20 protein-coding genes, 2 tRNA genes and 2 pseudogenes are annotated in these 23,763 nt (G+C 46.1%); 12 read left to right on the forward strand and 12 right to left on the reverse strand.

The features are described from left to right. Positions 1 to 668 precede the first annotated feature (668 nt). A tRNA-Ser gene (locus PCO85_13310) sits at positions 669 to 758 on the reverse strand. Positions 759 to 851: 93 nt separating this feature from the next. On the opposite strand from PCO85_13310, the gene mtfA reads away from it, so the two are divergent. The 3 genes and pseudogenes from mtfA to PCO85_13325 all read left to right on the forward strand — a co-directional run bounded on the left by mtfA (position 852) and on the right by PCO85_13325 (position 2,875). Continuing rightward, the gene (gene mtfA / locus PCO85_13315; GenBank protein ID WJV52225.1) at positions 852 to 1,610 is read left to right on the forward strand and encodes a DgsA anti-repressor MtfA; all 759 of its coding nucleotides are present in this window, start codon (positions 852 to 854) and stop codon (positions 1,608 to 1,610) included. Positions 1,611 to 1,758: 148 nt separating this feature from the next. Continuing rightward, positions 1,759 to 1,834: transfer RNA gene (locus tag PCO85_13320), tRNA-Asn, on the forward strand. A gap of 162 nt (positions 1,835 to 1,996) precedes the next feature. Next, a pseudogene (locus tag PCO85_13325) lies at positions 1,997 to 2,875 on the forward strand (site-specific integrase). A 186-nt stretch (positions 2,876 to 3,061) separates the two neighbouring features. Here PCO85_13325 and PCO85_13330 read toward each other — a convergent pair. The 3 genes from PCO85_13330 to PCO85_13340 form a co-directional block, all read right to left on the reverse strand. After that, the gene (locus tag PCO85_13330) at positions 3,062 to 3,544 is read right to left on the reverse strand and encodes a glutathione peroxidase (protein WJV52226.1); all 483 of its coding nucleotides are present in this window, start codon (positions 3,542 to 3,544) and stop codon (positions 3,062 to 3,064) included. Between the two features lie 10 nt (positions 3,545 to 3,554). Further along, positions 3,555 to 3,716: a hypothetical protein gene (locus PCO85_13335; protein WJV52227.1), complete on the reverse strand. Its 162-nt coding sequence runs from the start codon at positions 3,714 to 3,716 to the stop codon at positions 3,555 to 3,557. Positions 3,717 to 4,359: 643 nt separating this feature from the next. Next, positions 4,360 to 5,376 carry an NADP-dependent oxidoreductase gene (locus PCO85_13340; GenBank protein WJV52228.1) on the reverse strand — a complete coding sequence of 339 codons (1,017 nt, stop codon included), beginning with the start codon at positions 5,374 to 5,376 and terminating at the stop codon, positions 4,360 to 4,362. A gap of 90 nt (positions 5,377 to 5,466) precedes the next feature. Here PCO85_13340 and PCO85_13345 point away from each other — a divergent pair, with 90 nt between their 5' ends. Then, entirely contained in the window at positions 5,467 to 6,375 is a 909-nt protein-coding gene (locus tag PCO85_13345) for a LysR substrate-binding domain-containing protein (GenBank protein ID WJV52229.1), read from the forward strand. A 212-nt stretch (positions 6,376 to 6,587) separates the two neighbouring features. Here the strand turns inward: PCO85_13345 and PCO85_13350 are convergent, their stop codons facing one another. From PCO85_13350 to PCO85_13370, 5 genes are all read right to left on the reverse strand, one after another. Then, positions 6,588 to 7,883, reverse strand: coding sequence for a 6-phospho-beta-glucosidase (locus PCO85_13350; protein ID WJV52230.1), 1,296 nt, complete (start codon positions 7,881 to 7,883; stop codon positions 6,588 to 6,590). Next, positions 7,876 to 8,211: a PTS lactose/cellobiose transporter subunit IIA gene (locus PCO85_13355; protein ID WJV52231.1), complete on the reverse strand. Its 336-nt coding sequence runs from the start codon at positions 8,209 to 8,211 to the stop codon at positions 7,876 to 7,878. The genes PCO85_13350 and PCO85_13355 overlap by 8 nt, the downstream gene beginning before the upstream one ends. A gap of 47 nt (positions 8,212 to 8,258) precedes the next feature. Beyond that, on the reverse strand, positions 8,259 to 9,539 hold the full coding sequence (locus tag PCO85_13360; protein WJV52232.1) for a PTS sugar transporter subunit IIC: 1,281 nt from the start codon (positions 9,537 to 9,539) through the stop codon (positions 8,259 to 8,261). A gap of 123 nt (positions 9,540 to 9,662) precedes the next feature. Further along, positions 9,663 to 9,968: a PTS sugar transporter subunit IIB gene (locus PCO85_13365; GenBank protein ID WJV52233.1), complete on the reverse strand. Its 306-nt coding sequence runs from the start codon at positions 9,966 to 9,968 to the stop codon at positions 9,663 to 9,665. 40 nt (positions 9,969 to 10,008) lie between these two features. Then, the gene (locus PCO85_13370) at positions 10,009 to 10,710 is read right to left on the reverse strand and encodes a GntR family transcriptional regulator (protein WJV52234.1); all 702 of its coding nucleotides are present in this window, start codon (positions 10,708 to 10,710) and stop codon (positions 10,009 to 10,011) included. 633 nt (positions 10,711 to 11,343) lie between these two features. Between PCO85_13370 and PCO85_13375 the strand changes: the two are divergent. Then, positions 11,344 to 11,508: pseudogene (locus PCO85_13375) on the forward strand (IS30 family transposase). Between the two features lie 232 nt (positions 11,509 to 11,740). Here the strand turns inward: PCO85_13375 and PCO85_13380 are convergent. Continuing rightward, complete coding sequence (locus PCO85_13380; GenBank protein WJV52235.1) at positions 11,741 to 12,907, reverse strand: iron-containing alcohol dehydrogenase; 1,167 nt, start codon at positions 12,905 to 12,907, stop codon at positions 11,741 to 11,743. Between the two features lie 711 nt (positions 12,908 to 13,618). Between PCO85_13380 and PCO85_13385 the strand changes: the two genes are divergently transcribed. The 4 genes from PCO85_13385 to PCO85_13400 all read left to right on the forward strand — a co-directional run bounded on the left by PCO85_13385 (position 13,619) and on the right by PCO85_13400 (position 18,038). Next, positions 13,619 to 14,074: a MarR family transcriptional regulator gene (locus PCO85_13385; protein WJV52236.1), complete on the forward strand. Its 456-nt coding sequence runs from the start codon at positions 13,619 to 13,621 to the stop codon at positions 14,072 to 14,074. Positions 14,075 to 14,103: 29 nt separating this feature from the next. Next, entirely contained in the window at positions 14,104 to 15,282 is a 1,179-nt protein-coding gene (locus tag PCO85_13390; GenBank protein ID WJV52237.1) for an HlyD family efflux transporter periplasmic adaptor subunit, read from the forward strand. An 11-nt stretch (positions 15,283 to 15,293) separates the two neighbouring features. Continuing rightward, the gene (locus PCO85_13395) at positions 15,294 to 16,820 is read left to right on the forward strand and encodes a DHA2 family efflux MFS transporter permease subunit (protein ID WJV52238.1); all 1,527 of its coding nucleotides are present in this window, start codon (positions 15,294 to 15,296) and stop codon (positions 16,818 to 16,820) included. Positions 16,821 to 17,015: 195 nt separating this feature from the next. Beyond that, positions 17,016 to 18,038, forward strand: coding sequence for a sugar kinase (locus tag PCO85_13400; GenBank protein ID WJV52239.1), 1,023 nt, complete (start codon positions 17,016 to 17,018; stop codon positions 18,036 to 18,038). A gap of 210 nt (positions 18,039 to 18,248) precedes the next feature. On the opposite strand, the gene PCO85_13405 is transcribed toward PCO85_13400, so the two are convergent. Continuing rightward, positions 18,249 to 20,207 (reverse strand): glycoside hydrolase family 127 protein, encoded by a 1,959-nt coding sequence (locus tag PCO85_13405; GenBank protein WJV52240.1) that lies wholly within the window; start codon positions 20,205 to 20,207, stop codon positions 18,249 to 18,251. Between the two features lie 22 nt (positions 20,208 to 20,229). Further along, entirely contained in the window at positions 20,230 to 21,627 is a 1,398-nt protein-coding gene (locus tag PCO85_13410; GenBank protein WJV52241.1) for an MFS transporter, read from the reverse strand. A gap of 263 nt (positions 21,628 to 21,890) precedes the next feature. On the opposite strand from PCO85_13410, the gene PCO85_13415 reads away from it, so the two are divergent. The 3 genes from PCO85_13415 to PCO85_13425 all read left to right on the forward strand — a co-directional run bounded on the left by PCO85_13415 (position 21,891) and on the right by PCO85_13425 (position 23,758). Further along, on the forward strand, positions 21,891 to 22,712 hold the full coding sequence (locus tag PCO85_13415; GenBank protein WJV52242.1) for an AraC family transcriptional regulator: 822 nt from the start codon (positions 21,891 to 21,893) through the stop codon (positions 22,710 to 22,712). Positions 22,713 to 23,247: 535 nt separating this feature from the next. Continuing rightward, a complete protein-coding gene (locus PCO85_13420; GenBank protein WJV52243.1) occupies positions 23,248 to 23,550 on the forward strand; it encodes a hypothetical protein in 303 nt (100 codons plus the stop codon). Then, on the forward strand, positions 23,540 to 23,758 hold the full coding sequence (locus tag PCO85_13425) for a hypothetical protein (GenBank protein ID WJV52244.1): 219 nt from the start codon (positions 23,540 to 23,542) through the stop codon (positions 23,756 to 23,758). Before PCO85_13420 ends, PCO85_13425 begins: the two co-directional genes overlap by 11 nt. Positions 23,759 to 23,763: the final 5 nt, after the last annotated feature.

Genomic DNA, 23,763 nt, shown 5'->3' on the forward strand with positions numbered 1-23,763 from the left:
AACAAGATATGACACTATATCACCGAATAATCAAAGAGATGAGCTAATTAAACGTCTCACTCGTGATGTTGAACACGCAAGAAATGCATTCAATCAAACGATACAAATAAAAAATGAATTAAAATATAAAATTAATCCAACTCGAAAGCGAATACTTTCATTATTGAAAAGACTTTTTAACCGGAGATAAAATTAATCAGCGTAATGAGCCGCTCTCATTTTTTAAATAGCATCTCCTTGAATGATTAAAAAATTATTTGTAAAAATCAACTAATAAACACACTAACTGGGATGCTTATTTAGTTTTGAATAATGACATTAATTATCACGAGATGATTTTATTAACATGATTTTTGTCATTCGCAACAAAAAATCACGGCTGAAAACCGTCAACCCATAGCAGTACATCCAGCGCCGACAAATAAACTGACTGTCGAAGAGCATCAAATAGTCATAGTATGTAACGAACCTGAGCGCCTGCCACTGGTACAGAAACCAGCTCACAGGTTCTTGTTTATGGCCGCAAAGCCAGAATAAGCCCAACACTAAATAGAAAAATGCAATATCAAATCATAGCGTCGGAGCTTGATCCAAGGCAATATACTCTTAGCAGATTTTCTCAACGGGATTTTGGTCACTGAAAAAGATTGGGGTAACTGATTGAATACTGGCGGAGAGGGAGGGATTTGAACCCTCGGAGGGATTACTCCCTCAACGGTTTTCGAGACCGTCCCGTTCAGCCGCTCCGGCACCTCTCCGTGTAAGTGGTGCTTATCATGCACGTTTTTGTGGCATTTTAACAGACCTACCCCACGCCTTTAAATTCAAGTGATGAGTTAACGAGCAATACCATGATTAAGTGGCAATGGAAAACACATCAACCCGATCCGGAAACACTCCAGCAGTGGCAACCGGCACTCTCTATTCCTCTGCTGACACCGTTAAATGATACGGAACAACAGAAGCTGGTGACGCTCGCCAGACAGTTTTTGCGGCAAAAACGGCTGGTGCCATTACAAGGGCTGACGCTTACAGAGCTGATAGAACAACGGATTGCCCTGCTTTTCGTGCTACCGATCATGGAATTGGGGATTGACTGGTTGGATGGTTTTCATGAAGTGTTAATCCACCCTGCCCCTTTTGTTGTGCAGGATGAATGGCAGGATGATATCGGATTGATACACGCAGGCCCATTAGTACAGTCAGGACAAAGCCGGGAACAAGGTCCGATTGTATTAAACTGGCTGGAGGTGCAGGACTCTTTTGATTTGTCAGGTTTTAACCTGATCATCCACGAAGTGGCCCACAAACTGGACATCCGCAACGGTGGAATGAGCAATGGGGTTCCCGCCATACCGTTGCGTGACGTCGCTCCCTGGGAACACCATATTCATGCTGTGATGACAGCCCTGGAAGAAGAGATAGAATTGGTGGGGGAAGACGCGGCCAGTATGGATCCTTATGCGGCTACTAATCCGGCGGAGTGTTTCGCTGTATTATCAGAGTATTTTTTCAGCGCTCCTGAGCTATTGTATGAGCGTTTCCCTGATGTATATCAGGATTTCTGTGCCTTCTACCGCCAGACACCATTGGCCCGGCTACAACGCTAACCGCGTTCCCCCACCATACCTTCCTGGCTTTTATCGGTGTCCACTCCCCTACTGAATTGTACAGAGGCTAAGCAGTCAGCCAGCAATCGTGATTTTAGCGTTGACAGCATTAGGGATGGCCGGATAAGATGCGCCCCGGTCACACAATTCCTCTGTAGTTCAGTCGGTAGAACGGCGGACTGTTAATCCGTATGTCACTGGTTCGAGTCCAGTCAGAGGAGCCAAATTTAAAAAAGCAGATGTCGAAAGGCATCTGCTTTTTGCCTTTTTTTCAGCGTGATAGCGTGAAAAGTCTTCCCGATGCATGTTCAGTTTTCCCTCCGCATCGGGAGAATTTGGTGGTCAGATTTGGGGTCAGGTTGGTTCGATGACGGAGTGACCCCCAAATGTCTCTTAACGACTCAAAAATCCGCAGATTAGAATCATCTGCCAAACCCTTTAAAGTCTCCGATTCACACGGTCTATATTTGTTAGTTAATCCCGGCGGTTCGCGTCTCTGGTATCTCAAATATCGTATCAATAGAAAAGAATCTCGCCTCGGCCTAGGTATCTGCCCCGATGTATCGCTGGCCGACGCTCGTCAGCAACGTGACGGTATTCGCAAGCTGTTGGCACAGAACATTAACCCGGCGCTGAATCTGTCAGGCGTAACGGCCCCTCCCGTTAAACGCCACTACCCTGCCCTTCCACTGGAGCGACTATCGGAGCTGTTGGCTCGCATAGAGGACTATCAGCAAGGACGAGAACTAACCCGGCTGGCCGTATCACTCACTCGGCATCTGTTTATCCGCTCCAGAGAATTGCGTTTCGCCCGTTGGTCTGAGATCGATTTCAGGAACAGAATCTGGACCATTCCTGCCACTCACGAGGCAATCCCCGGTGTCCGCTACTCAGGGCGTGGGGCGAAAATGCGCACTCCACATATCGTTCCCCTCTCCCGGCAGGCCATCGCTGTTCTGAAACAGATACGGGAAATCTCCGGGCATCAGGTACTGATATTCCCCGGTGATCACAATCCGTATAAGCCAATGTGCGAAAACACCGTCAACAAGGCTTTATGCCTGATGGGTTATGACACAAAAAATAACATCTGCGGCCACGGATTCCGGGCAATGGCCTGTAGCGCGCTGATGGAATCTGGACTGTGGGCGTAGCAGGATGCGGTTGAGCGTCAAATGAGCCATCAGGAGCGCAACAGCGTGTGTGCGGCTTACATCCATAAAGCAGAATATCTAGATGCCCCTAAAGCGATGATGCAATGGTGATCAGATCATCTGGATATGTGCCGGAAAGCGTATGTTCCACCTTATATTTGTAGGAAGGGAAGCATCTGCACAATGGGATTACCCTTCTGACAAAATAAACCACAAAAATAGCCATATCAGTCTGTACTGGTACGGCATTTTTTTGGCTTCAATTCGGAGAAATTGTTGTTCGAATTACAGGCGCACTTAGCTTTCAAGTGCAGCAAGGATTGCGGCTTCCATTTTCTCGGGGGGAGTAAACGGTGCAAACCGCTTGAGCGGTTTGCCATCACGTCCAATCAGGAACTTAGTGAAGTTCCACTTGATCCGCCCACCCAACACACCGGGCAATGCTTCTTTCAGATAACGGAACACCGGGTGCGTAGCGGTGCCGTTGACCTCCACTTTCTCGAACATCGGGAAGCTCACACCGTAGTTGATGTAACAGGTTTGAGCGATTTCGTCGGCGTCGCCGGGTTCCTGCTTACCGAACTGGTTGCAGGGGAAACCAAGCACCACCAGCCCCCGGGCGGCGTACTTCTTGTAGAGCGCTTCAAGGCCTGCGTATTGTGGCGTGAAGCCACAATGGCTGGCGGTATTAACCACCAGAACCAGTTTACCAGCATAGTCGTCCATAGAAATGAGCTGACCACGCAGGCTGGTGGCAGTCAGTTGATGAAAAGCGGTCATGACGGCATCCTCAGCGCAAAACCAGTTCGACCACGGCATTGCCGCGCAGTGTGCTGGTGGCGGGTAAATCCTGCTCCTGATTGCGTAGCAGGTCCGGAGTCGTGACGTTAAGCTTTACCGCGAGGGCGATCCCAACGGTGATGGTGTCTTGAGTTTGGTAGAAGCGCTTCATGACATCGTTCCTCGGCGGTTTTTAGCGCAATTAAACTGAGTGTGATACGTCTTTGCAAAGTCGAACGAAAAGGACAACAAACAGACGATCTTTGACCTGCGCCCCATTAATTAACACACCATATGTTGGTCACCTTTGTTTTTGGCACCAGGTCAGCCATATGAAATTGCATTGTGCTGAGTATATGACTATTAACCCCGCCAGCAACAACGTTTGCCATTCACTTTTTAAACTTTTGCGCATAGTGATGCCCATTACTCAAAACCGTGGTCTCATAGACATGACCAGGTCACGCGTTGTTACCTGACGGTGTTATCGGCTTTCGCCCGCAGAGACAGCCGCATAGAGTCTGGTGTATTCATGCCATCAGGGAGATCACCGGTTTTGCGCTTGGCGACGAATCTTCCGCAAAGTGCCCATCATTTACGGCAATCTCTTACACCCGGTTCGCAGTGAAGAGCGCCAGATAAGCTTGATATTCATCCTAGCGAACCGGGAAATGTAAGCATTGGCGAGCCGTTTATTTTCAAAGACGATACGTATCCGCACCGTTTTCTGGTACAGGCCACGCTTTTTATAGTTATCTGGTGCGCCAAAATAAAGCGTCCCGCTTACGCTGTCAGTGTATAAAGGACATACGCTTTCAATTCACACGAAGAACTATCTTGCCCTGAATACGTCCTTTGGAAGCGCGTTCATGCGCAGCGGCGGCGTCAAAGAGATGATAAGTGCTGTCTGTCACCACACGCAGTAACCCGCTTGAAAGCAACTGGCCTGCTTCCTGAAGTTGCTGACCGCTGGAACGAACCTGTGTAGATGAAACGATAATGCCGCGAAGGTCGGCTTCGCTCTGCCCGGCAAAACCCAGTGGATTAACCAGATAAAGCGCCCCGCCGGGTCTGATGATATTGAGAAACCGTTCCACATTTGTACCACCAACAGCGTCAATAACCAGATCGACACTCTGCACAACCGTTTCTGCGGCTTGCCGGGTGTAATCAATAAACTCGCTGGCGCCCAGTTCACGCAGCAGTGCTTCATGTTTGCCGGACGCGACAGCGATGACTCGCGCCCCCTTCCATCTGGCAACCTGTACGGCAAGATGGCCTACACCGCCCCCGGCCCCATTGACCAGAACCGTTTTGCCTTCCAGTGCGACAGGTACATGCGGAAAGGACTGGAAAGGATTGGGTGCATCATGACCGGTATCAACCAGAAACTGCCATGCAGTCAGAAGTGACATAGGCGCGGCTGCGGCATGCACATAATCGATTCCCGGCGGTATTAACGCAAGCTCGTCGTCAGCAACGCAGATGTATTCTGCATAGGCTCCACTGCCTTTCATCAGATCCTGTGGAAATCTCACCATGGCATATACATCATCACCAACTTGAAAATGGCGGACACCCTCTCCTGCAGCCACAATGACACCGGCTATATCGGTGCCGGGGATAAGTGGAAACGTGGGGCTGGGTCGCCATTGGGGCGGCAGCGTACGGTACCCATCCCGCAGATAAAGATCCGGCGGGTTAATACTCGCTGCATGCACACGCACCAGGACTTCACCAGTGCCTGGTGTCGGTCGGGGTGCATTTTCATAATGCAGCACTTCGGGTCCGCCAAACTCATGCAACCGTACGGCTTTCATCATTGCTGTCATTACTGTTTCCTCTGCTGTATGTTCGATTCAAGCAGATTAGGACAGTTACCTTGAGTTGATAATAGTGCTCTGTTTCGCTTTACTTATGACATGAAAGAACAAATTGGTTTTGAAAGCCTGACAGGGCTTATCGCTTTTGCTCGCGCCGGATCGCTGGGCAGTTATACGGCCGCCGCCCGCGCTTTATCTGTTTCACCTTCCGCTGTTAGTAAAAGTATCCAGCGACTGGAACGGCACCTCGGGCTGACACTTTTCACGCGAACCACCCGATCGCTGACGCTTACGCCTGAAGGCCGTGACTTGCATGAGCGGGTGCTGCGATTATTGCGGGATGCCGAAGAGATTGAGCAGGTAGCGAAAATAGCGCGTGCGGAACCCAGCGGCACCATACGTGTTGCCGCCTCGCTTCCGGTGGGACTGCATATGCTTCCCCCACTACTGGCGCTGTTTCGCCAGCGTCAGCCTGACGTGCACATTGATCTGCGTCTGAGCGACAATCTTGCTAATGTGGTTGATGAGGGCATTGATGTTGCCATACGGATTGGCGATCTCCCTGACTCGCGGCTGTTGTCGCGCCGTCTCCCGCCGTATCAGCTGTGTTGCTATGCTTCCCCTGACTATCTGAGCAAACACAGCGCCCCACTGCATCCCGACGAACTGATGGAGCACGAAACAGTGAACCTTCGCTATAAAAGTACCGGTCAGTTGTTTCGCTGGCCATTCCGCATTGGGGAGCGGGAAATCGAGATGTTGCTCCCCTCTGCGGTTGTCGCCGATGCAAGCGAGGGCGTATTGGCAACGATAGCGGCCGGTACCGGCATTGGAATGGCATCAAGCTTTATGGCCGCGTCCTGGCTTGAGCGAGGAGAGTTGATCCCTGTACTGCCAGCATTTGCCGTAAAACGGCATAACCTGACCGTTCTCTGGCCTGAAAGCCGCCGCGCAAATCCAGCCGTACGCGCCTTTCTGGATCTGTTATTTGAGCGTTTGAAAGCGTGACACACTGCGTAGCAGCGCACGGATGCTGGTTTATACCCCACACCGCACGACTACATTTCAACTTGTAGCTATGTCGTTTGCCCTGCCCCTTTTTTAATTGACGCACTGAACCTCGCAACATCTGTTTATAGCGCAGAGCGAACTCTTGATGTTGTGATATAAAATCCATAAAAAAACAAAAGAGACATGCCCTTTTGTTTTTTTCAACCTATTTATTTAAATTGAGGGAGATAATCCTTATTAATCTCAATCATCTCATCCAGAATCTGTTTAGTAACATTTCCTTTTCTCACTAGTGGGTTAATTGTCAAGGCCTGAAGGGCTGTACCGTAGTCACCTTCAACACCTGCCTTAACAGTTAATTCTTCAAAGGCTTTTTGCAGCTGCAATGTCCCACGAATTGCTGGATTTTCAATGGCAGGAATATTTAATGGGTGCGCCCCAGAAGCTGTAATCAGCGATGTTACTTCAATCGCACAATCTGGAGGTAGTTCAGAAATAGTACCATTATTACGTGTATTTACGTGCATAAGGATACTTTTGTTATTGTAAATGCTATTAATCAATTCACATGCTGCATCAGAATAGTAAGCGCCGCCACGGTCTTCAAGCTGCTTAGGCTTAATATCAAGATTAATATCTTCATATAATTTAAACAGTTCTTTTTCGATCGCTTGGACCTCTTCCCCACGCGTTACGAAATCTTTTGCATCCATTTCCTTATGCTCAGAATCATCCTGCATATAATAGTACTGGTGATAGCCACACGGAATTGCATTAAGTTGTCTTAGTTGCTCTGGTACCCATGTTACCTTACCGAGGTTTTTGGGTAACTCGAAATCATCCCCTTCACACATTCGATTGATGACTTCTTTAATATGATCTTTTCCTTTATTATCCCAAATGTGAAATGCATGGATAAAATGGTTTAGGCCAGCAAACTGTATCTGAACCTTTTCCCCAAGTAATTCTTCGACACCATATTGAGTGATAACAGGAACATTGCACAAGCCAATAACTTTAACACTGGTATGCTTTAATACGGTTTCAGTAATGATACCTGATGGATTAGTAAAGTTAATAAGCCAGGCATCTGGACAAATGTTTTCAATATCTCGACAAAGATCTAATGTCACAGGAATGGTTCGCATTGCTTTTGCAAACCCACCGATACCATTTGTTTCCTGGCCAATCATTCCATATTTATGCCCAAGACGTTCGTCTCTAATTCGGGCAGGGATCATGCCTACCCTCATTTGAGAACATACAAATAATGCGCCGTCTAATGCCTCAGCACGATTGAAGGTAATCGTCAGATTAATTGGCAAACCTGATTTTTGAATCATTCGTTTAGCAAAAGCACCAACGGTTTCAACTTTATAACGACCTTCCTCAATATCATACAGGCAGATATCAGTAATAGGTAATTCATGGTACCTGTTGATAAACCCTTCAACGATTTCCGGAGTATAGCTGGAACCACCACCAATAATTGCTATTTTAAGCATTCTGTTTTTCCTTACATTGACGATACAACTCAACAAGTTCAATTGCAATTTCTTTGCATAACATACCATTCATAATATGATCTTGGATGTGGGTTAAAATTAAGGTCATTTGTATTTTACCTTTACCCTCATCCATACTAATTAATTCAGTCTGACATTTATGGACCTCTTTGAATATTTCATCAGAAATTTGTAACTGATGAAGTGCTTCCGAATGAGAACCCTCGCGAGCTTTAAAGATAGCGTCCATAGCTGCGCTTTTAGCAGCACCTGCCTGACAAAGTAAATTCATTAAATATTCTTCATCAAGAACAGAATTAGTTTCCATAGTTAAACCTATATTTATAATTTAAATTAGATCATTAAGTTTTGAAGTTATTGTGCCATCTCTTCTTTTAGCAAAGATCTTTCATATATCTTAAAGAATGGGAAATATATAATAGTGGCAAGAGTAAAGTTAATTGCAATAACTACCAGTGCCTGAACTGACCAGTTTGTTGCCCACATAGCGCCAATCGGAGCAGGCGTGGTCCATGGCGGAAGAATAACAATCCGATGAAGCAGTTCAAGTTTAAATGCAAACCATGTTACGGTACCACAGACTAAAGGTGCCACAACCCATGGAATAAAGAATAAAGGGTTGAGCACAATAGGAGTACCGAATACCATAGGCTCATTTATATTAAAACAACCTGGAATCAATGATAATTTACCAATTGATTTTAAATGCAATGAGCGTGACCGCAAGAATAGTAGCACTAACCCAAAGGTCGCACCTGATCCGCCAAGCTGAATGAAAAAGTCAATTAATGGTTGAGCAAAAATCTTTGGTAGCTCTGTCCCTGGAGTACCTGCCGCAAGGGCTTGCTGGTTAACAGCTAAGTTTGATAAAACAAACGGAGCTATCACTCCACTAGCAATCGTTGCCCCATGGACACCAGCCCACCATAGAACCTGAGCAACGAGGGTGATCAGCAAAACAGCCCCCAGACTGTCAGAAGCAGAAATAAGCGGTTTGAATGCTTGCATTATTAACTCAGGAATGATCATCCCAGTTTGCTTGTAAACAATCACACTCAGTGGATATACAACAACCATGACTAAAGCTATTGGAATCAGTAAGTCAAAGGATTGCCTGATTTTATCAGGAACTTGTTCTGGTAGTTTTAATCCAATGTTGTTTTTTATTAAGAAGTGCATCATCTCAGGAATGAAAATCCCGATGATCATTGCCGTAAAAATTCCTGTCCCCCCCATATTTGCGATGGGTAGTGCTTCATTACTCGTCATGGGGGCTGAAAGCATTAAAAACGTTACTAGTGATAAGATGCCTGCAAGAAATGGGTTAAGTTTACGGTAGTTCTTGGCTAAGTTATAACCGAGTCCAGTTACTACCCATAATGCCATTATTCCCATAGTATAATTATATGGCGCCATAATCTCATTATGATATTTCGCTGCAAAAACAGTCCAAAAATTTACTGTTTGCTTTGAAAAAGGAGGGTACGCAATAACAAGCGCAAATGAACCGACAATAATAAAAGGGATTGCACCAATAAAGGCATCCCTAATTGCCATAACGTGTCGTTGAGCCCCGATCCTACCTGCGAAAGGCGCAAGATGCTCTTCTAAAAAATAGAATAATTTGTTTTTCATAAGACACCTGGTAATTAGATTTTTGACAAGGCTTGGTTTATGGCTGCTTCTCCAATAAATATGCCTAAATCTTTCATTTATATTTTAAAATAGGGTAGTTATTTTTTCATAAAACATTGACGATTAGATTTTTGACAAAGCCTGATTTAGAATTGCCTCACCATTAAGCATTCCATAGTCTTTCATTTCTATTTTATGACACGCCTTACCAGACTCATCGCATCGTTTTTTAAAATCATTAAACTTATAACTTACCTGTGGAGCTACCATACAAATATCATAACGTGGCAGCATATCTTCAAACTCAGAAATTGAATATGCTTCAATAGCAACATCAAGATTTTTCGCAGTTACAACTTTCCTCATGTTATTAACAACCATTGATGTCGACATACCCGCAGCACAACATAAAAAAATTTTAACCGTCATGATAAAGCCTCTTTAAATATGATTATATAATGTATCTCTCTTATCGTGCGTAAAACTCAAAGCTGTATTGATTTAATCGGAAAATATTGATGCTATACTCGAATACTTTTCCTTCTTCATATTCCCCCATTGAAATTACTTTCAAAAGTGGGTGGTTTACTTTGACATCAAGGACTTTGCTTAACCTTTTATCAGCCAGCTCAACTGATACGATTTGTTTATTCCCATAAATATTTATTCCTTTCGAACGGACGTAGCTATATTTTGATCCTGACATAATCTCGACTGTTAGGTCAGAGAACATATTTACTGGCATGTATGTCCGTTCAAAAATCTCAGCTTCATTATTTATATATCTGATGCGCTCAATATGAAAAACCTGATCTGTAGGTCCTAAACAAAGCCGTTCACCTACCATTGCATCTGGATGAATGATCTCAAATGTTATCACTTTGGTAGTGACTTCTTTTCCTTGTTTCTTAATCTCTTGCTGGAAACCCGTTAGCTCAGCAGCGCCATGAATCGCTGATTTATTTTTCTTTACATAAGTACCTGACCCCTTCACTCTTACAAGCAAATCTTGCTCCGCCAGTAAAGCCAGTGACTTACGCAGGGTCATCCTACTTACGTTATAAATCTCACATAGCTCGACTTCGGTGGGCAGCATGTCCCCTTCCGAATAGAAACCCTCATTAATTTTATAGACCAGGTCGTCGGCGATACTGATATAAACTGGCTTCATATTAACTCTTATGCATATTTACTAATGTACATACCGTATACATTTTGCAGATGTATGTATACCATTAGTATACTCTCGTTTTATAATTTTGTGACTGGACTCACATAGTTCACGCGCCACTATCTGAAGGATGACGTGGTCCCCCTCAGTGTCATCATATAAATGTCACCCTCTATGAAAGAATGATCCAGAGAGTGATGGAGTGACACGTAAAGCGAATTTCCCCCGAGCATAAAGCTGGTGTGCGGGCAAAATTACGGGCATAGCCGCAGTTGCGCAGCGGGAAGGAACATCCGCAGTTATCCTGTGTAACTGGTGTAATCAGGCTAAATATGAGGAAAACCGGTACGAGTGCAGACAAAACAGTGAACAATGACCAGCAGAAGCACTGGCAAAAACAACAGCGAGACTGCTGCTACGAAAAAGCGCAGGAACTATTATGGAGAAACTGAAGACGACTGACGCCGACGAATGAGCAATGTCAATTTATCCGCCGGATAAATGAAGCCGTGGCGGCCAGTGCACATCATGCGTGACCTTGTCGTCAGAGGTACGTGGTCGCTGGCACTATCTGTATCTGGTAGGAAATGTGTTCAGTTGGAAAATAACTGGCGCTGAAGTTCACGAAAAAGAAATAGCCTTATTCGGCAATACTTCCCTGAAAGGACCTGTCTGGCTCAACATTCACAACAGGATATTAATCAAGTCGCAGAACAATTAAATAACAGGTCGAGAAAAACACTGAAATTTAAAACGCCAAAACACGTTTTTTTAAATGATGTTGCGTTGACAAATTGAATCTACAGTAGCATTTTTAAAATATCAGTTTCCATTTCAATATGTTGTAACCATCTTTCAAGTTGCATGTGCGTTGGCTGCGGCGCTCAACTACTTCCCCCATCCTTGGGCCTCGCCCCTTTATGGTCGCTGCAAGCAGCGTTCAAATCTACTCCCGGCAGATTTGCCCGATGAACTTACTTGAGTAAGCTCATCGGGACTCGAAATCTATTCGGTATATATTACCATTAGATTATATAGCTGGTTCACCTTCGTAAGCTTTTCTGTAGAGCTCGATAACCTGTTCTTTAGTCGCTTTACGCGGATTGGTCAGCTGACAAACGTCTTTTTTAGCATTTTCAGCCATAATGGCGAAATCTTCTGGTTTAACACCAAGGCTCTTCAGATCACGAGGAATACCAACTTGCTTGCTCAATCTTTGAATAGCGTTGATAGCTTTAACCGCAGCCTCATCAGTGGAAAGACCAACTATATTTTCTCCCATCGCTTCTGCAATATCCTTGAATCGATTAAGATTGCTCATTAGGTTAAATGATTCTATGTAAGGTAATAGAATTGCATTACATACACCATGCGGTAAATTATAAAAACCGCCAAGCTGGTGAGCCATAGCATGCACATAACCTAAAGAGGCATTATTAAATGCAATGCCGGCCAAATATTGAGCATAAGCCATATTGTCTCTGGCTTTCATATATTCACCATTAGCAACAGCCTTAGGTAAATATTGGGTAATCATTTTAATTGCTTTTAATGCTGCGGCATCAGTAAGTGGATTAGCCATTGTTGATACATACGCTTCAATCGCATGGGTCAATGCATCCATCCCCGTTGCGGCAGTTAACGAGGGCGGCATACCTACCATTAACTCAGGATCGTTAATTGAAATTTGCGGTGTAACACGCCAATCGACAATGGCCATCTTAACTTTGCGGTCGGTATCGGTAATGATGCAAAAACGCGTGATTTCAGAGGCCGTGCCGGCAGTGGTATTAATTGCCATTAACGGGATCATATCATTACTGGATTTATCAACGCCTTCATAGTCCCTTATATTTCCGCCGTTGGCCGCAACCAGGCCAATGCCTTTGGCACAGTCGTGTGACGATCCACCACCAAGCGAGACTATTGAGTTACAACCTTGTTCCCGATAGACCATAATGCCATCAGCGACGTTTTTATCTGTTGGGTTAGGTTCTGCGCCAGAGAAGACATGAGTGTCAATTCCCGACTTTTTATAAATTTCAGCGATTCTATCCGCCATACCACTCTGAGCAAGAAATTTGTCAGTAACGATCAGTACTTTTTTAGCGTTTAGCGTTTTCGCTAATTCACCTACTTCTTGCACACTACCTTCGCCGAAAACATTGCGTGTCGGTAAAAAATAATAAGTTGACATGTATTTTCCTCTCATTGATTAGTCTTTACATTGTGTCCATAAATATATTTAAACTATCGCCAAAAAAATAAAAAAACACCGCCAAAAATTTCGGAAACATATTTTCACAGAAAATTGATACAACCTTATAATGTCACTATACTCGCGGCGACAGGACATATGCTGAGAATAATATATGAAACCCAAATAATAGTTGTGAGCAAACTCACAAAATATAAGGTTTTTGTCATTAAAAGGTTACAGATATATCAGCACTATTGTTGCAAGATAATACGATGGTGCAACCGCATCTCTTTATTTTATTGATAAAAATAACAAACACTTTCATATTCCAATATATCCATTAATGCTACGTGCTTACATCATAAAAATATAAGTTATATTTCGTAAACCACCCACCTAAAGTAGCATAAAATGTCACCATGTGATTTCACAATGTAACATCTGCCGTGAATACGAAGGAAAGCATCATTATTAAATAAGGAAATGCCAAGTATCCAAAAACCTCGAAGAGAACTTTGATCTGCAACTGTTTATCCGCCACCACGGAAGGGTGTCACCCACGCCTGTCACCGTCGTTTCTATGAAAAGGCTGCCGATTTAGCCTACATCACACCAATAAGAAACAAACTGTAATGATAATTAATTGACATTTAACTGATTAGGCATTAATTTCATACGTAATAAATGCCTAGTCAATATGTTGTAAGTATGAAGAAAAAACTTGCTGAAAATACCTATCCACTTGGTTTGCTGATTCACCTGGCAAACCAATTTAAAGATCAATTAATTAATGAATACCTTGCCGGTAGTGACATTACCGCTGCTCAGTTCAAGGTATTAATCAATATTCGTAACGGGTTTGTCAGTCCGGTGGAAGTGAGTAAGAACACGATGATGGATGGGGGTGCACTGAGTCGCATGATCGAACGGATGGTGAAACGGAAACTGATTCTGCGTCTACCTCACCCCAGCGATAAGCGTCAAGTGATCTTGGCGTTGACTGAAAAAGGGACGACGATTTGTCAGCGTTTCGAGCTGGAGGGGAGACAGATTTTACCGGTACAGATGACCGCCCGGCTAACCCCTCAGGAGACAGAACAACTCACACAACTCCTCACCAAGATGTTGCCGAATGACGTCATAGAACGCTTTTTCCCTCAATAAACGAACAAATGGCAAAGGTCACCACCACCATGGAAACAAAACCAGATTCCCCTCTTCCACACACCAGTCACCGTAAACGTAATTTTACTGTTTTGCTGGTTATTTTGCTGTTGGCTGCTGCTGCTGGTGGGATCTACTACCAACTGTACGTGCGTTTTTATGAGACCACCGACGATGCCTATGTTGATGGCAACCAGATAACACTGACACCACAAATCGATGGTACCGTGACAAAAATCAGTGTTGATGTCGGAGATTATGTAAAGAAAGGACAAACACTGGTGCAACTCAGTCCGAGCGATACCTTCATCGCCTTGCAACAGTCGGAAGCTTCGCTGGCCAAGACCGTGCGCCAGGTGCGTGGTCTGTACAGTACCGTGGATAACTATCAAGCGCAGGTTAAAGCCAAGCAGGTGGCACTGCAACAAGCCATTGGTGATTATAACCGTCGTAAAGGACTGGCCGCCAAAGGCGCTATCTCCACAGAATCGCTGGCGCATTATCAGGATGCGGTCAACAGCGCCCGCAACAACCTTAATGCAGTAGAAGAGTCTCTGCGCGTCAATCAGGCCATGGTCAATAATACCGTGGTCGACAATCATCCTGAGATCAAAAGTGCGGTGGCAGACCTACGTAGCAAGTATCTGGATTGGGCACGCTGCGCTATTGTTGCTCCAGTAAGCGGTTATGTTGCGAAGCGCTCCGTTCAGTTGGGGATGCACGTAAGTTCCGGCGCGACGCTAATGACAATCGTGCCCCTCAATCAGATATGGGTCGATGCCAATTTTAAAGAAAGCCAAATGCAGCAAATGCGGCTTGGTCAGGAGGTTACCCTGACGTCCGACATTTATGGCGATAAAGTGGTGTACAAGGGTTCGATAGAAAGCCTTGGTATCGGGACTGGCAGTGCCTTCGCCTTGTTACCTGCCCAAAATGCCAGCGGAAACTGGATAAAAATCGTCCAGCGACTGCCGGTGCGCATTGCTCTTGAGCCAGAAAGTATAAAGCAATATCCGCTGCGTATCGGTCTGTCGATGTACGCCAAAGTGGATATTCACAATGATCAAGGCAAATTATTACCCACAGAAACGGTCAATACGCCACGCTATCACACCGACGTTTACGACGTTACTCTTAAGCAAGCTGACGAACTGGTAGCGCAAATTCTCCATGACAACAGTTTACCGTTGACGAACACACATGGCTAAGGAAGGCAGTGATGAACGATAAGGCTGCTTTTACACCGCCGAGTCTGGCACTGGCGACATTTGCAATCTCGCTGGCTACATTTATGCAGGTGCTGGACTCCACGATTGCCAACGTATCGTTGACGACGATTGCCGGTAGTCTCGGTGTCAGTTCGGATCAGAGTACCTGGGTGATAACCTCTTTCGCCGTGTGCAACGCCATTTCCCTGCCATTGACGGGCTGGCTTTCCCGTACCATTGGTCAACTACGACTATTTATTGTCTCGGTTTTACTGTTCAGTCTTGCGTCTTTCCTTTGCGGTTTTGCGCAGAACATGACAGAGCTGATTATTTTCCGGGCCTTACAGGGTTTCTTTGCCGGTCCAATGTACCCCATGTGCCAAACGCTGTTGCTGATGATATTCCCACCCTCACGACGCAACATGGCACTGGCACTTTTGGCGATGGTGACAGTAGTAGGTCCGATCGTCGGCCCTATTACTGGCGGCTGGATCACCGATAGTTATTCCTGGTCGTGGATTTTTTACATCAACGTGCCGATCGGCATTTTTGCCTCGATCATTGTCTGGATGCAGCTACGTGACTGGCGGAATACCATAGAGCGCGTCAGTGTCGACTATATCGGTATTGGGCTGTTGGTCATCGGCGTTGGTTTGTTGCAGGTGGTGTTGGATAAAGGTAATGATCTGGACTGGTTTTCTTCTACGAATATTGTAACGATGTCGATTATTTCCGCCATCGCGCTGGTGTCCTTTATTATCTGGGAGTTGGGAGAACGCCACCCAATTGTTAACCTAAGGCTGTTTGCCGACCGAAATTTCACCGTCGGTACGCTATCGCTGATGCTCGGGTACGCCGCATTTTTTGCCATTAACGTGATCCTGCCTCAATGGCTTCAGAGGTGGATGGGATATACCGCAATCTGGGCGGGACTGGCAGCCGCACCAATGGGGATGTTGCCAGTGATACTGTCGCCGATTATTGGACGTTACGGCAACCGGGTTGATTTACGGCTGCTCGCCACAGTGTCGTTTGTGATCATGGGATTATCATGTCTGATGCGTGCTCAATTCAACACTAATGTAGATTTCATGACTATTGCAGGTGTGCAATTGTTTATGGGAATGGGCGTGGCGTTTTTCTTTGTGCCACTGACCTCTATTTTGCTCTCGAGTCTGCATGGCAAGGATGTGGCTGAAGGCTCAGGACTGGCAACCTTTTTGCGCGTATTGGGTGGGAGTTTTGCCTCATCGCTTTCCACCTGGATCTGGTCAAATCGTGAGATTTATCACCACGCGATACTGAGCGAGAGCGTGTCCATATATAATCCGGCGGCGGTAAGTTACCTCCATCGGATGGGCGGTATCACGCAAACCAATCTGGCACAACTGGATAAAACCGTGCAACAACAGGCGTGGATGTCCTCGACTATTGATTACTTCCATTTATTGGGGTGGGGCTTTCTGGGACTGATCGTGGTTATCTGGTTTGCCAAACCACCGTTTACGACGCCAGGAACAGTATCGTCAGGACATTAGCTGGCTTAACGATATCAGAGCGTCGCTGATGAAGGAACAGAGGCGCGCGCCATAATCCTTGCCATAAAGCGATCCTGAATACGTCAAAAACCCGCACACTCCCTTAATCTGTGTCACAACCGACTGCCGTCTGTCTGCAATGCCCAATCTATTGGGTATATAATTCGCTAACTTATTCAGAAATGGACGAAATAAATGAAAGTGTTAACTTTTGGAGAAATGATGCTGCGACTGAAACCTGTCGGAAACAATCGCATTATTCAGTCCGATATTTTTGAAGCCGCCTATGGCGGTGCCGAAGCCAACGTCGCAGTATCATTAGCACTGCTTGGAAATAACGCCGCCTACCTGACCAAATTGCCCAAAAATCTATTAGGTGAAACAGCACTTTCCACACTGCGTAAATATGGTGTCGATACGACAAAAGTGTTACGTGGCGGAAACCGTTTGGGGATCTACTTCTTCGAGAAAGGTGCCAGCGTACGCGCTACCAATGTCGTCTATGATCGTGCTGGGAGCGCTTTCGCGGAAGTGAAACAGACAGAGTTCAACTGGGAAGCCATTTTCAGGGATGTCGATTATTTCTATTTCTCCGGTATCACTCCCGCCATTTCAGTAGAGCTGGAACAAGCCGTAACAGCTGCCTGCCTCTACTGCCAGAAGCATAATATCCCGGTGGTCTGCGACATGAATTACCGTGGCAAGATGTGGTCACCAGAAAAAGCGCAAACAGTGATGTCCAGGCTGATGCACTATGTCACAATTTGTATTGCCAATGATGAAGATTTCGAAGCGACGCTCGGCATCAAGGCATTTGATGGCGATATGTCCCGCGGCATCGAACAGATTGACGCGTTTAAAGACGGCATGCGGGAGGTCACCAGAAGATATCCAGGTTGCAAAATGGTGGTCAGTGTTCTGCGTAATATCCAATCCGTTGAAGACAGCCAGTGGATGGGTCTGTTACTGAGTGAAGATACATTCTATGAAACCAACCGTTACAATGTGCATGTGATGGAAGGCGTTGCCGCAGGTGATGCTTTTGGCGCTGGTTTAATGCACAGCCTGCTACACAAATTTGACTCGCAGGAAGCGATTGAATTTGCGATTGCAGCCAGCGTATTGAAACTGACCATCAGCGGTGATTTGAATCTGGTTCAGGAGTCAGATATCCGCTCGGTGATGAAAAAAGGCGGTGGTGCAAGCCTCAACCGCTAAGCAGCAGGAAAAAGCATTCCGGCTGAAGCTATCAGCCGGAATACACCCACCGCTTACTGATGACATCTGGTTACGCAGCACCCCAACAGAATGAAGTGGATATCCCATTAAGCCTGGCTGCATTACTGGTGCAGCAGGTTGTTGGCACAAAAATTACCTGTACCAAGGCGCTCCCTGCTGCATGGCCTTCTTATGCATGGCGATATCGGATCAGGTTTCCGCAATCCATACTCGCATTTCCCCTTCGCCTCGGTTGGCCCAGCAAAAATAGGGAATAAAGAGCAAGGAACACGGTCGGCGCCGCGGAGGTTCACCGTCATAATCATAAAGAGGCTGTTGCAACACATCGGTTACCGATAGACCTTCCCCCGGTGCCTGGATCAGTGTTTTCCCTGCCAGTACTCCTTCGCCGGCCAACAAGCGAAAATTATTGCCAGCAGACAAACTCAGTTGATGCAGATTATCGCCGTTATCAACCTGTTCCAGGCAGTACACCAGCGGCCCACGTTGCAAAGCAACCTTGCCCAGGTTTTGGCGTACCAGAGGATTGCTTCGTACCCGGCGCACCGGCATCGGTAAGATCAATTGAATATTGTCACCTTCAGACCAGGTACGCGTGAAATAGACATATCCTCGCCGAGGCGTCATATCAACAGGTTCGCCGTTCAGGATCGCCTGTGGCTCCGGGCACCAACCTGGCAAACGCAGCGCCAGCGTAAATGACGTCGCGGACGGACAAGTTACCGTGATATTAACGGTTTCATCCCAAGGATAATTACCGGTTTGACACACCGTCAGAGAATGCTCGCCCACGAGAAGGGTCACCTCGCTGCCGATATAGAGGTTCACAAACAGGGTTTCTTCACTTCGGGTGTAAATGTAATTTCCGAGGGACCCCAACAACCGAGCGATATTGGGTGGACAGCAGGCACAACCGAACCACTGCTGACGTACCGGTTTGATATGATCGAAAATATGATTGCATTTGATGGCGCCAGGATGGACCTCCAGCGGATTGACGTAGAAAAAGTGTTTCCCGTCAAGAGCCATACCTGCCAGCACGGTATTATACAGCGCCCGCTCCATCACGTCGGCATATTGCCCGTCTGTCTCCATTTGCAGCATACGCCGGGCAAACATCATCAGACCGATAGACGCGCAGCTTTCTGTATAGGCGGTGTCGTTGGGCAGATCGTAATCGGAAGTAAACGCCTCTCCATGGCTTTGCGCGCCAATCCCGCCGGTAATGTACATTTGACGTTGAGTCATATCGTCCCATAAGCGATGACAAGCGCGGCGCATATCTTCATCGCCGCTGATACGTGCCAGATGGGCGACACCCGCCAGCAGATAAACAAACCTGACCGCATGTCCTACCGCTGTCGTCTGCAACGCAATGGGCTTATGCGCCTGGCTGTATGATTTGTCTTTCACCATCCAGGCCGGGCCGTGGTTTTGCCAATAGGCGGTGCGACCGCGATGTTCATATTCAAGGTCATAAAAATGAGGTTCGGTGCCACGTTGTTCAACAAAATAGCGCGCCAGGGAGAGATAACGTTGCTTGTCGGTGACGTCATACAATTCCATCAATGCCAGTTCGATTTCCGGGTGACCCGGATACCCGTGAAGCTGCTGGGGGCCGGGGCCGAAAACCCCATCAATATGATCAGCCAGGGCGCACACGACCTCGAGCAAGCGAGTTTTACCGGTGGCGCGGTAGTAAGCTACACCGGCTTCGATCATATGTCCGGCGCAATACAGTTCATGGCATTCCGCCAGGTTAGTCCAGCGTTGCTTCGGTGCCTTCACTGTGAAATAGGTATTCAGGTAGCCGTCTGGCTGTTGTGCAGCGGCGATCAGTTCAATGGTTTCATCAGCGGTATGCTCTAGTTGCGGATCCGGCTGTTGGCTCAGCATCCAGGCCACCGCCTCCAACCATTTCGCCACATCGCTGTCCTGGAATACCATACCGTAAAATTCTTCCTGGCTGCATCCGGCCGCGAGACGAAAGTTTTCTATGGCGTGGCTAGGCTCTGCGTCGGCGATACGATCGTTTAGCGCCTCCCACTGGTACGGCAAGACTACATCCTTGACCAATCGCTGATAATCCAGCCAGAAGGAATCGGTCAACTTGATATGATGCAGGTCTATTTCAGATGTTTTTCCCATTTTTTGATTCCCTGGTAAAGGTTTAAGCCAACTGACGATCCTGAAGATCACGGGATATGCGAGCCATACTGCCATTGTCCAGTCGACAGAAATGCAGGGCGACAGCCAGCAATACATGAAATATCGCCGGTATTAAGCTTTCCATCATCCGGATACCGTGGAGTGACGCGGGAGTTTGATGATCAATACCGGGGACATAGGCCACCAGAACAAACACCAGGCTGATAATACCGGCACTGGATGCCCAGGCCAGTTTGATAAAGAACAGATTAAATGCAAAGCTCATACCTGATGAGCGAATACGCGTTTTCCAGAAACCATAATCATCGGCAAACGCCATCAGGGAGAAATGCAGCGTCAGGGTAAAACCAAGGATAACGCTGTTGATGAAAATCACCGCCAGCCATAGGGTGCGATAGGCTTCTCCCGTAGGGATAAACCACATCAGAATACCCAGGACCGCCAAAACGATATTGGTGTAATAATACAGTCTTACTGTGTCGATGCGGCGAGATAAACCATTGACGATCATTGCACCAAAAATGGATGCCACGGTGACAGCGGTAAAAAACAGCGAAGTGTAACTGGAGCTACCGTGCAGCACATAGGAGATGAAATACATATACCCACCGCCGCGAATATTAAAGACATTTATCAGCAAAAACGACATCAGTAACATCAGCAGCAACTGATCATTTTGACGCAGACCCCGTAAATGTTCCCGAGGTGAAAACTTACCCAGCACCGTCATGGGCACCCGTTCGCGCACCCAGAAAAAGCAGCACAGAAACATCGTTACCGCCATAACACACAGCACAGCGACACCGCGTTGATAGCCGTGGGCTGCATTGCCGTTACCCAGTGTAGCCACCAGCCAGGGCAATCCCACTGAGACCAGGAAACCAGCAATGCCGCACAACACGAAGCGCCAGGCCTGACAGGAAATCACCTCCCGGTGGGCACCGGTCATGGTATTTATCAACGCGCAATAAGGTACATTGATGGCGGTATAGCTCAAGGAGAGCATCAGGTAGGTGACAAAGGCCCAGAGGATTTTTACATTGAGACTCACATCGGGCACAGTGAACGTCAGGATACCGATAATACCGATGGGCAAAGCAGCCCATAGCTGCCAGGGGCGGAATCGCCCCCAACGGCTCACGGTCCGGTCCGCTAGCACCCCCATCAGAGGATCGGATACAGCATCTACGACACGAAGCACAATAAACATGATGCCCACCAGCGCCGGAGTGAGGCCGAATATATCGGTATAAAAGAAGGTCAGGAAATTCATCATCAGGCTGGTAATAACGGTGCCACCCGCATCGCCTAAACCGTAGCCGATCTTTTCACGAATGGATAAATAGCTGCCGACAGTTATTTCCGGGACAGCGGTATGGGGAATGGCGGTGGTTGACATTATTTTCTCCTCGCCGATAACGAGTTATTGGCATGCGGAAGGGTAAGAAGTTAATGACTCAATTTAGTACATATTTTTATTGTTCCACTGGTTAAAACTCGCACACTATATGGGCCGCAACAAGGTGCGGAAAAGGTAGATAAACGGTACGATTCCGACATGGATTTAAAATTGTGAAGTAGATCAATAGTGCAGCCGTATTACCTGAAATTCCCGTACTTGTTTGCTAAGTTAAAAAAAAGCAGCAATTACGGTAATTAATTATGCTTGAAATATCAGTCAATTATCCAATTAGAATTGAAAATGGCGGTTTATTCATTTCTCGTGGACTTGGCCATCACCCCACCCGTATTCTGGAATCCTATGAATTGATTTTTGTTGAACAGGGGATATTAGCGATTCGCGAAAATCAGCACGATTTTTATGTCAAAGCCGGGGAATCACTTTTATTATGGCCAGGCAGGACACATGCAGGAATAGGTGATTTTCCCGCAGATTTAAAATTTTATTGGCTGCACTTCGATAGTGTGTCTACCCGGCCCCCGAAAGAAGAGGCAATTAAATTACCCATACCGCAATATAGTAAAATACGCGATCCTCGCCGGTTTGTTACGTTGTTCAGACTGTTTCTCAGCGAGCAGGAAAACCGGTCGCCTGCCTCCTCGTTGGAACTGATTCTACTGTTGCTGCTACAACAAGTGGCGGACGGCTGGACCGAAAGTACTGAACCGGCAGAACCGGGTATAGCATTGGCATGGAAGGCGCAACAGCTTATCGGTACCCAGTTTCATCTGCCCCTTACCGCATCCGGATTGGCATCACAGCTCTTTTGTAATGTTGATTATCTGGGGCGGGTCTATAAAATGACCTTCCGCATGACCCTCACCGAGGCCATTCATCGGCGACGCATCGGTAACGCCGAAAAAATGCTGATAGCGGACTGCGGCGTCATTGCCGATATAGCAAAACGCTGTGGTTTTCAGGATGTAGGATACTTCAGGCGGCTATTTCGCCGGCTGACTGGTCTGACACCGCTGGAATATAAAAAGCGCTACTGCAAAGAGCATATCAATTCGGATATCTAGCCGGGGCGAGCCATCGGCATATCGACGGAACGCACGACATCGAAAAATACAACAGCCCCCACCAAAGCGACGGGAATCAGGTATCATCAGGCTAATTAAAAGGCGACAAATTCAGGGCGTTATTTCAAAGAATACAGTTCCAATAAAAGCAACATGCAAAATAGCGGTCATTAGACAAATAATCTATATTTTCATTCCTCTGAGAGTATTAACACCCATTAATAAATGCAATATTTACTATCATTTATTTATTAAAATTCACATGTGTTAAAAAAATTATCATGGTGAAATTTTACAAAACTAAATATTAAAATCCGAATTACAAGGATAAGTGTTTTTTTGTCATAGATTTCGAACAACATGTCATTTTATGTTGCATTAATACCCGAGTATTACGTAACTGAATGTTATTTCCTTCTTTTATTTTTAATAAAAGTAGAACCTTATTAAAACACTGATACTCCAATACTAAAAAAATTTCCGTGTTTCGTGTTTTATCTTGAAAATTAAATGGTTAACTGAAAGAAATTAATTTATGGCAGATAATAACAAAGTCGCTTTGTCGGTCGATTTTTCGCCGGTAAAAATCGGCCTGGCATTAGTGTTTTTGATGATCTTAATGAATATCTTTTTAGGTATTTTGTTCGGCGTTCATGAGGATTTTTTTCAAAACTATATCCATGCTGGCATAATGGCTCATCCGTCTTTATTCACTGATCCGGCCAAGGATCAGGACATCATTTGGCGCTGGGTTGAGAGCTCATTTCCATGCCGGGGGTATCGCCGCCTTTGTGCTGGGGATGATTACTATTACTGCGCTAACAGATATGTCGAATAGCCGTAAACAGATCACCTCTATCCTGATGGGTCTGTCGTTCTTTTATCCTATGGCATGGTTTGCCATGTTTTTCTACGCGCCTCAAATAGGACGTGCAGCAGCCCATCATGCCCTGTTGGTTGAAATATTTGTCAAAGTCGGCGTTGGTGGTCTCGGCCTGGGTATGCTTTCTTTGCTGTTATGGTTGTTTCTTCCCGCTAAAAAATAACAACC

It is taken from the genome of Prodigiosinella aquatilis, assembly GCA_030388725.1.
Taxonomy (GTDB): domain Bacteria; phylum Pseudomonadota; class Gammaproteobacteria; order Enterobacterales; family Enterobacteriaceae; genus Prodigiosinella; species Prodigiosinella aquatilis.